At 69.5% G+C, this 9,148-nt stretch carries 8 protein-coding genes and 1 riboswitch; of the genes, 1 reads left to right on the top strand and 7 read right to left on the bottom strand.

The window, feature by feature from the left end; genetic code table 11:
- Positions 1–10: 10 nt before the first annotated feature.
- On the bottom strand, positions 11–355 hold the full coding sequence (locus tag FrCorBMG51_RS09995) for a metallopeptidase family protein (RefSeq protein WP_047222779.1): 345 nt from the start codon (positions 353–355) through the stop codon (positions 11–13).
- Positions 356–545: 190 nt separating this feature from the next.
- Between FrCorBMG51_RS09995 and FrCorBMG51_RS09990 the strand changes: the two genes are divergently transcribed.
- On the top strand, positions 546–1,508 hold the full coding sequence (locus FrCorBMG51_RS09990; protein ID WP_047222778.1) for a S1C family serine protease: 963 nt from the start codon (positions 546–548) through the stop codon (positions 1,506–1,508).
- 138 nt (positions 1,509–1,646) lie between these two features.
- Here the strand turns inward: FrCorBMG51_RS09990 and FrCorBMG51_RS09985 are convergent, their stop codons facing one another.
- From FrCorBMG51_RS09985 to FrCorBMG51_RS09960, 6 genes are all read right to left on the bottom strand, one after another.
- Complete coding sequence (locus FrCorBMG51_RS09985; RefSeq protein ID WP_338052728.1) at positions 1,647–2,345, bottom strand: peptidoglycan-binding protein; 699 nt, start codon at positions 2,343–2,345, stop codon at positions 1,647–1,649.
- Positions 2,346–2,829: 484 nt separating this feature from the next.
- Positions 2,830–3,555, bottom strand: coding sequence for a C40 family peptidase (locus tag FrCorBMG51_RS33095; RefSeq protein WP_338052727.1), 726 nt, complete (start codon positions 3,553–3,555; stop codon positions 2,830–2,832).
- A 3-nt stretch (positions 3,556–3,558) separates the two neighbouring features.
- Positions 3,559–3,727: riboswitch (cyclic di-AMP (ydaO/yuaA leader) on the bottom strand.
- A gap of 500 nt (positions 3,728–4,227) precedes the next feature.
- Complete coding sequence (locus FrCorBMG51_RS09975) at positions 4,228–4,665, bottom strand: cold-shock protein (RefSeq protein ID WP_047222776.1); 438 nt, start codon at positions 4,663–4,665, stop codon at positions 4,228–4,230.
- Between the two features lie 316 nt (positions 4,666–4,981).
- Entirely contained in the window at positions 4,982–7,078 is a 2,097-nt protein-coding gene (gene tkt / locus FrCorBMG51_RS09970) for a transketolase (protein ID WP_047222815.1), read from the bottom strand.
- Between the two features lie 373 nt (positions 7,079–7,451).
- The gene (locus FrCorBMG51_RS09965; RefSeq protein ID WP_047222775.1) at positions 7,452–8,354 is read right to left on the bottom strand and encodes an SPFH domain-containing protein; all 903 of its coding nucleotides are present in this window, start codon (positions 8,352–8,354) and stop codon (positions 7,452–7,454) included.
- A 26-nt stretch (positions 8,355–8,380) separates the two neighbouring features.
- The gene (locus FrCorBMG51_RS09960) at positions 8,381–8,869 is read right to left on the bottom strand and encodes an NfeD family protein (RefSeq protein WP_338052726.1); all 489 of its coding nucleotides are present in this window, start codon (positions 8,867–8,869) and stop codon (positions 8,381–8,383) included.
- Positions 8,870–9,148 lie beyond the last annotated feature (279 nt).

The raw sequence follows: 9,148 nt of genomic DNA, 5'->3' as shown, positions 1-9,148 counted from the left end.
CCGGCGGGTCCTACTCCCAGCCGAGTTCGGCGAGCCGCCCGTCGTCGATGCCGAAGTGATGGGCCACCTCGTGGATGACGGTCACCCGTACCTGCTCGACGACCTGTTCCTCGGTGCGGCCCAGGTCGCAGATCGGCCGCCGGTAGATCGTGATCCGGTCTGGCAGCACCCCGCTGTACCAGTCACCCCGCTGTGTCAGCGGCACGCCCTCGTAGAGCCCGAGCAGCCCCGGTGACGGCGGCTCGTCCTCGACGACGACCGCGATGTTGGACATCTGGCGGCCGAGCTGGGGCGGCAGGCTGTCCAACGCCTCGGCCACCAGGTCCTCGAAGCGCTGCCTGGACACCTCGACCACGTCGGTGAACCTACATCCCGCCGCCGTCCCGCCGCCGTGGCCCCGTCGGTCGCGGCGTCAGCCAGCACAGCACAGATCCTGCCCCTGCCGCCCCGGGCGACCAGTACGGGGAACGAACAGGCCCAGGGAACATTGGGCGTCATCCGCTGCTTCTAATGACGTAATTATGTAAGCAGGATGGGAGGCCCGGATGCAGGATCCGCTCGATGCCTACTCACAGGTCGTCACCCGAGTCGCCGCAACCGTCTCCCCTGCCGTCGCGAGCCTGCGGGTACGGACGCCGCGCGGCGAGGGCGCCGGATCCGCCGTGGTCTTCACCGACGACGGCTTCCTGCTCACCTCCGCCCACGTCGTCGACAGTGGATCGAGGCGCACGGGACGACAGGCCGGCCGCGGCGGCGCGGCGGGCATGGCCGAGTTCGCCGACGGCACCCACAGCGAGGTGGACGTGATCGGCGCCGATCCGCTCTCCGACCTCGCGGTGCTGCGGGCCCGCGGCGGCACGCCGGCCCCGGCAACGCTCGGCGACGCCGCCACGCTCTCCGTTGGTCAGCTCGTCGTCGCGGTGGGCAACCCGCTGGGCCTGACCGGCAGTGTCACCGCGGGGGTCGTCAGCGCGCTCGGGCGCTCCCTGCCCACCCGGGCCGGCGCCACCGTCCGCGTCATCGACGAAGTGATCCAGACGGACGCGGCGCTCAACCCGGGCAACTCCGGCGGTGCGCTGGTCACCGCCGACTGCCACGTCGTCGGGGTGAACACCGCCGTCGCCGGGATCGGGCTCGGGCTCGCCGTCCCGGTCAACACCACCACCCGTCGCATCCTCACCGCGCTCATGCGCGACGGCCGGGTACGGCGCGCCTACCTGGGGGTCGCCAGCACCCGGGCACCGCTGCCGCCACACCTGGCCGAGCGGTTCGGTCGGCGGCACGGGGTGCGGCTGGCCGAGGTCGTCGCGAACAGCCCGGCCGGTCACGCCGGCCTGTTCGCCGACGACCTGGTGCTCTCCGTCGCCGGACAGCCGGTCGCCACCCCGGGGGACCTGCAACGGCTGATGACCGAGGACACCATCGGCCGCCCGCTCGAACTGACCGTGTGGCGGCGCGGCGCGCTCGTCGACGTCATCGTCGTCCCGCAGGAACTGGCGCTGACCTGACGGCCGTTGTCCAGCGGTACGCACCGTCCGCGGGCGGCCCCGGCCTGGTGGGCCAGGGCCGCGGCCGCCCGCGGACGGTGGCGCCCCGGGCACCCGAGGGAGGGGGAGGTACCCAGGGCCGTCAGTAGCACCCAGCTGTCAGCCGCATGGGAACAGCTGGGCGTAGGTGCGGGCGCCGACTATTCCGTCGGCCACGAGGCCGTGCTGCCGCTGGTAATCCTTCAGCACCCTGGTGGTCCGCGGACCGAATATTCCGTCGACCGCGAGAGAGTATCTTAGATCGGTCAGCCGCTGCTGTACCCTGGCCACCTCGGTACGCAGTTTACTGCCGTTTCTCACGGTCGCCGCGGACGATGGGACCGAACAGTTCCGGCTGGTGTAGCTGATCCCGCTGACGGCCGGGACAGGGGTGCTCGACCGTGTTTTCGCCGCGCTCGCCGGGCTGGCTTTCACCGCCGCCGCGGCGGTGTTTCCCCGCGTCAGATAACGATGGTAGGAACCATTGGTGTAGGCGCTCCAGGCACGCACGCCCTGGCTGTCGCACACCTTCTTCGCAGCCCACGCGTTGGTGGCCGGGTCGTAGAGGCTCCTACCCGCCAGCCAGCTCGCGTGGACCCGCGCGTTGATCTGCCAGAGCCCGCGGGAGTCCTCACCGCGCGCGTTACGCGCCTTGGCGTTGCCACCGGACTCCGCGAGCGCCACCGCCACCCAGGTGCCCAGCGGCACCCCTCGGCAGCTGGGCAGCCCCGCGTTCGCGGCGACGCGGGCGATGGTCGTGTCGGCGACGACGGCGGACCCGGACGTCCCGGCCGCGCTGGCCGGGGCCGCGGTCAGCATCATTCCAGCCGTCGTCCCGATGAGCCCGACGGTGCCCGCTAATGCGGCGCCGTTGCACCGACCGGGTTTTCTGTGCCTTCCCCTGGCCATAATCAGACTCTCACCTAAAAGTATCGTCGAAAGGATCGCCTGTTGCCGGAAATTCCGACACAGTACTCCCTGGGGACAACTCGAGAACTATATTTCCCGAGTTCTCTCCCAGCCGCTTGGAAAACGTTATTCGGGTAGCCGAACAGGCCGTTTACCGCATTGTTTCAGGAGGCTCCGGTGTCGCCCACAGGGCGCCAAAAGGGTAATTCAATGCGCTTCTACGGGCGTTTTTCGAACATCTGGAACGGGAGCCAAAAGAATCCGACGAGGTTCCGGGAAAAACTGTCCGGAAACAACCGGGAGAAATTTTCGTGGCGTCCACCCGTGGTTTCCCGCGCTGTCCGCCCGGGGCTCCTGGACACCCCGTGGCCGCCAGCCCGGCCCGGGTGGCCGGTCACCTGATACGGCCGACCAGATAGTTACTGGTGTAGACCTTCTGGAGCCGGACCACGGCCCCGGTGTGCGGGGCGGCCCACATCATCCCGTTCCCGGCGTAGATACCCACATGGTGGATGCCTCCCGGCCGGCCGAAGAAAATGAGGTCACCGGGCTGCCGAGCGTTCTTCGACAGCTTCTGGGAGGCGTTGTACTGCGCGTTGGCCGTCCGCGGGACGCTGCGGCCAAGCTGCTTGTAGATGTACTGGACGAGGCCGGAGCAGTCGAACGCCCGCGGCCCCTTGGCACCCCACACGTACGGCTTGCCGGCCTGCTTCGACGCCAGATAGACGAGCTTCGCCCCGAAGCCGCTGGCGGAGGACGTCGAGAAACTCACCGGTTGCGCCGCCAGCGTGCCCGTGCCCGTGGTGGCGGCCGGGGTGACCGTAAAGGCGGCTGACCGGGCAGCGTTCGTGCTGGTCGTACTGGTCGTGGCGGCGTCGGTCCGGCCAGTCCCGCCCGTATCCAGGCCCCGGTCGTTCGCCAGGGCCGGCGAGGCCAGCCCGGAGAGGGCGACAGTGCCGGTGGCCGCGGCGGCGACCGCGGTACGCGCCGATATCCGGCCGAGGGTGGAGCGGGTCGTGGGCGCGCGATGACGACCGCGTCTGGGGCCGGGATTGGGATTGGGATTGGGATTGGAATGATGTACGGCAGCCGGACCTGAATTCACCTGATGTGCAGGCAACGCTGATCCTTCCCATACGCCTGCGAGGTTAGCTGTCGGGTTCGGGCCGGGAAGCCCGGTCGACGCGCGGATACACGCGGCCGACTTCACCCCAAGGACGGCCACTGTGGTGGCGGCGTCCGGCGGAAAGGTGGGTCCCCCGCTTCTGTCCTGACGATCGCTAGTCGGAAGACACCGGACCGTGGACAGAACTCGGCGTGCGGTCCGGTGCTGTTGAGAGCCCGGCCAACGTAGCGAACTACTTTCGGTAGTCGCAAGCGGCGGTTTTCTCGGCATGTCGACGTATAGCGCTCACTGTGCGTATCATTTACGCGTGCCGTCTCAGGACGACTGCCGAGACGGTACAAGCTGGCCGCAGCGTGACGGCGCTACACACCGCTTCCGTGGATAACCGGTGCGTATCGTGCAACAGCCGACGCGGACCGGCAACAACATTTTTTCCGCTGTTGTGTTTCTGTGTTTCGCAGCCGGGCAGGCGGATCGCCCGCGGGTAGGCGAACCGGCCAGCCGGAGCAACGTCACAGATCCGGCCGTACGCACGGTGTGGTCAGTGGTACGGCCGGCGCAGCGTGGCCAGCCGTGTGGCCGGCGCAGCGTCCGGGCAGCAACGACGTGCCCGGGCACCGGCGCGGGTCGACAGATTCCGGGCCGGCAGGGGCCCGGGCGGGCCGGTTATTGGGACTCGACCCAGCCGCGCGCCTGCGCGAGGGTGGTCAGCCGCTGCCGTATCTGGCTTATCTGGCCGCCGGTCAGGGTCGGCACCGACTCGATGAGCGTCTCGGTCAGCAGGTGCCGGAACTCCCCGACGGTGAGGACGTCGCACATGTCGTCGTCATCGGCGTCCGAACGCCCGTTGGCCGCGCTCGGGGAAGCCAGGGGACGCGCTGGCGCCGGACGGGCCTGGGCCCGACGGGCCAGGCGGACGACCGACGCCTTCGGGCCCCTGTCGCTTTCCTCCGCCTCGAACTCCACCAGCGTTCCGGGCTGGAACAGATGCTTCTCATCTTGAAGATCGTTTGCATGCATGAAAATATCGTCGCCGCCAGCGTCGGGCGCTATGAAACCGTAGCCACGAACCCCGTCGAAACGCAGAATCCTACCGGTACCCACCACGTCTGCCCCTGTACAACCTCTGTGCCAACCAGCTCTGTACCCAGTCAACTGCACACCAGACGAACCTGTGCACAACCAAACCCCAGGATCGCTCGCACGACCATGGGGCCTGTTCACCGTCTCAGGTGCGCACAGCCAGGTCAAGCCGACACCCGGAGCGCAAAACAACCGACAACAACCGACAACGATCGGCAGGGAACGATCGCGGAAACACCGGGACGGGCCGTCGGCCGACCGGCTCCCGCGGACTCCCCCGGGAACCAGCCGGCCGTCGACATCGTGACCGAAATCTTCGGATCCGGATCCTCGCGGTCTACGCCGGGTCACCAACAGCGCTGACGGCGGCCAGGCTCTGCCTGGCGGCACTGACCACCGCCTGCGGGGTGAAACCGAACTTGGTCTGCAACGCCCGCAGCGGGGCGGACGCGCCGAAGGTCCGCATACCGATGATCACCCCGTCCGGGCCGGCGTACCGTTCCCAGCCGAGCGTAGCGGCCTGCTCGACCACGACCCGCGCGCGGACCGCCGGCGGGAGCACCTGGTCGCGGTACTGCGCGGGCTGCCGCTCGAACAGCTCCCAGGACGGCAGGCTGACCACCCGGACGCGCACCCCCTGCGCGGTCAGCTCCTCGTGGGCGGCCAGGGCCAGGTGCACCTCGCTGCCGGTACCGATCAGGATCACCTCGGGATCGCCGTCGGCGGGGTCTACCAGCACGTAGCCGCCGCGGGCGAGCCCGGCGGCGTCGGCGTAGCGGGCCCGGTCCAGCGTCGGCAGCGCCTGCCGGCTCAGGACGAGCGCGGCCGGCTCCTGCCGCAGGCCCATGACCACCCGCCACGCCTGCACGACCTCGCTGGCGTCACAGGGGCGGATCACCAGCAGGCCGGGGACGGCCCGCAGCGAGGCGAGCTGCTCAATCGGCTGGTGCGTCGGCCCGTCCTCCCCGACCCCGATGGAGTCATGGGTGAACACGTGGATGACCGGCAGCTCCATCAGCGCGGACAGCCGCAGGGCACCGCGGGCGAAGTCGGAAAAGATCAGAAAAGTCGACCACAGCGGCCGCAGCCCGGACAGGGACAGCCCGTTGGCCACCGCGGCCGACGCGTGCTCGCGAACGCCGAGGTGCAGGTTGCGCCCGCCCGGGCTGGCGGCCTGGAAGTCCCCGGCGCCGTCGACGGTCAGCCGGGTCTTCGTCGACGGGGCGAGATCGGCGGAGCCGCCGACCAGCCAGGGCACCCGGGCGGCGACGGCGTTGAGGACCTTCCCGGAGGAGTCCCGGGTGGCCAGGCCCTTGTCGTCGGCGGGGAAGACGGGGATGTCGGCGTCCCAGCCGTCGGGCAGCTGCCCGCCCCAGATCAGGTCGAGCTGGCTGGCAAGATCGGGATATGCCTCCCGGTAGCGGTCGAGCAGGGCCAGCCAGCTGTCCCGCTCGGCCCGACCCCGCTTCCCGACACCGGCGGCGAAGTGCTCGTACACCCCGTCGGGGACGAGGAAGTGCGCGTCCGGCGGCCAGTTGTAGAACCGCTTCGTCGCCCGGATCTCCTCCTCCCCCAGCGGCTCCCCGTGCGCGGCGGCGGTGCCCTGCTTGGTCGGGGCGCCGAAGGCGATCTGGCTGTCGACGATGACCAGGGTCGGGCGGTGCGGTTCGCGGCGGAACGTCTCGAAGGCGCGGCCCAGGGCCGTGCGGTCGTTGGCGTCGCCGACCCGGGTGACGTTCCAGCCGTAGGCGATGAACCGGGTGGCCACATCCTCGGTGAACGCCAGGTCGGTGCCGCCCTCGATGCTGATGTGGTTGTTGTCGTAGATCCAGCACAGGTTGGCCAGCCCCAGGTGGCCGGCCAGCGACGCCGCCTCGGCCGCGACCCCCTCCATCAGGTCGCCGTCACCGCACAGCGCGTACACGTCGTGGTCGAACACGTCGAAGCCGGGCCGGTTGAACCGCGCAGCCAGCCAGCGCCCGGCGATGGCCATGCCCACCGCCGTCGCCACGCCCGTGCCCAGCGGTCCGGTGGTCGCCTCCACCCCCGACGTCCAGCGGTACTCCGGGTGACCGGGGCACCTCCCGTCCAGCTGGCGGAACCGTCTGATGTCGTCGAGGGTGACCGCCGGCCCCCCGAGCGTCTCGTAGGTGGGGTCGACCGCCCGGACGCCGGCCAGGTGCAGCGTCGCGTACAGCAACGTCGACGCGTGCCCCGCCGACAGCACGAACCGGTCCCGGTTCGGCCAGGCGGGATCGTCGGGGTCGAAGCGCAGGAACTCCTGCCACAGTGTGTAGATCACCGGTGCCATGGCCATCGGGGTACCCGGGTGCCCGGAGGCCGCGGCCTGCACCGCGTCCATACACAGTGTGCGGATCGTCGCGACGCACAGATCGTCCGTGTCGGTGATGGTCGGCTGCTCGGTGGGCGTCATGTACATCCCTTTGTCGGCATAGGACGCCCACAACGTCCGTCGCAGGCGCTTGCGGGTCCACACGTACCGGTCCGGTAGCCGCGCCGGGCCGCGACGCGGTTTGGCCGCCCCCGCGGTCGGCTCCCGGACCGGGCGAGCCGACCGTCTGACGCGGCCGGAAACCGCATCCGCGATCAGCTCGGCAACCTAGATCGTATCCAGCGGTGACAGATCTCTGGTAGACGTCGGGGCCGTACGGGCGCCGCTGTGGCCCTGCTCCCAGTTTCCGGCCCCGACATGTCAGGAGAACGCAGCAGCCAGCGGCGTCACTACGGTGACCGTACGTGCATACTGGCGTCGGCGTGGACGGAGCGGGGAAAAGAGACGAAAGCTGTCAGCGGGCCTGCCCGCCATCCGTCCGGTCCGGTCCGTCGGTGAGGCCGCCGAAGGCGGCGAGGCCCCCGAACGCCCTGGTCAGCTCGCTGGGAATGATCCACACCTTGTTCGCCTCACCTTCGGCGATGCGCGGCAGGGTCTGCAGGTACTGGTAGGCGAGCAGCTTCTGGTCGGCGTTGCCGGCGTGGATCGCCTGGAACACCGTGGTGATGGCCTCCGCCTCGCCCTGCGCGGCGAGGATCTTCGCCTGCCGTTCGCCCTCGGCCCGCAGGATCGCGGCCTGTTTCTCACCCTCGGCGCGCAGGATCTCGCTCTGCTTGACGCCCTCCGCCGACAGGATCGCCGCCCGGCGGTCCCGCTCGGCGCGCATCTGCTTCTCCATCGAGTCCTGGATCGATGACGGCGGATCGATGGCCTTGAGCTCCACCCGGTTGACCCGGATACCCCACTTGCCGGTCGCCTCGTCGAGCACACCGCGCAGCCTGGTGTTGATCTCATCACGGGAGGTCAGGGTCTGCTCCAGGTTCAGACTACCGATCACGTTGCGCAGCGTCGTGACAGTGAGCTGCTCGATCGCGCTGATGACGTCGGCGATCTCGTAGGTGGACGCGCGCGGGTCGGTGACCTGGAAGTAGATCACCGTGTCGATACCCACGACGAGGTTGTCCTCGGTGATCACTGGCTGCGGTGGGAAGGTCACCACCTGCTCGCGCAGGTCGACGCGTTCACGGATCCGGTCCACGACGGGTATGACGAGGGCCAGGCCCGGGGTGAGGGTCCGGTGGTATCGGCCCAGCCGCTCGACCACGACCGCCCGGGCCTGCGGCACAACCCGCACCGCACGGCTGAGAAAAACCAGCAACACCAGCAGAATGACCGCGGTGGCGATCAGCCCGGCCATCGACGCCTCCCCGGTCCCAAGGCCCGCTACAGCTGCGCGGGGTGAACGATGGCTGTGGCGCCGTCGATGCGCAGCACGCGCACGCTCGTGCCCGGTTCAAGAACCTGACCGTCGATCGTCGCGCGGGCCGACCATATCTCACCGCGAATCCTGACCCGTCCGTCACCGTCACCGTTAACAGGCTCAAGGACGACACCGGTCATGCCTATCAGCGCATCGGTACCGGTCGCGACGGCCGGCGCCTGGTGCAGGTGACGGCGCGCGACCGGCCGCAGCCCGAGCAACAGCACCACAGAGGTGGCGGCGAACGCGACAAGCTGGACGGGCAGCGGGCCGCCGACCCCGGCGACCGCGCCTGCCACCAGGGCCGCAAGCGCGGTCATCCCGAGAATGAGGGCAAGGGTAAGCATCTCGCCCACCCCAAGAACACCGGCGATCACCAACCACCACAGCCACGGCTGCATGACCATCATGCTATCCGCGGCATCCCCCCGGATGTGCGGGCCGACGTGCACGGATTCACGAATTTCCGCGCACCCGCGGCGCCTGGTCCGGTCCCCACCGGCCTCGGGCCCGGCGCACAGCCACCCGTTGGACCACAACCACCTGTTGTTGGCCGCCTGCTCGTCCCAGGGCAGCCGTTCGTCCGGGAGCGTCGTCCAGGAACGCGCAGCGCAATGTTCGTCCAGGAGCGGCGCAATGTATGTCCAGGAGCGGCACAATGCATTACGGCACCCATGTAGATCATGCTCTTTGCCGGAACCAGCGGTTCTCCGCCGGGGCCGGCGGCCCGC

Origin of the sequence: Protofrankia coriariae (assembly GCF_001017755.1) — a bacterium.
Lineage (GTDB): Bacteria > Actinomycetota > Actinomycetes > Frankiales > Frankiaceae > Protofrankia > Protofrankia coriariae.
This window is presented reverse-complemented; position numbering and strand designations above follow the sequence as displayed.